At 38.5% G+C, this 262-nt stretch carries 1 pseudogene; it reads left to right on the top strand.

The features are described from left to right. Window positions 1-198: pseudogene (locus SB764_RS41620) on the top strand (acyl-CoA dehydrogenase); the annotation flags it as partial. Window positions 199-262: the final 64 nt, after the last annotated feature.

Below are 262 nucleotides of genomic sequence, written 5' to 3'. Positions count from 1 at the left end.
CAAGTACATGCAGCGATTGGTACTACTCATGAACATTGCTTACATCAATATACACGTAGACTTTGGTCGTGGCGAGATGAAGGGGAAAACATAGAGCATTGGTTGTATGTAGTAGCCACTGATTTGCTAACAAGTAATGAAAGTGATTTATGGTCCTATTTAACTGGAACGAAGCAAGTTGAATATTCGAAGGAGTGATTTCATTGGCAGATTTGTTATTTGAAGTGAGAGATTCTATTGCAACCATTACGCTAAATCGACC

The sequence above is a fragment of the Paraburkholderia sp. SIMBA_027 genome, from assembly GCF_046535315.1.
In the GTDB taxonomy this organism is placed as follows: Bacteria; Pseudomonadota; Gammaproteobacteria; order Burkholderiales; family Burkholderiaceae; genus Paraburkholderia; species Paraburkholderia tropica.
This window is presented reverse-complemented; position numbering and strand designations above follow the sequence as displayed.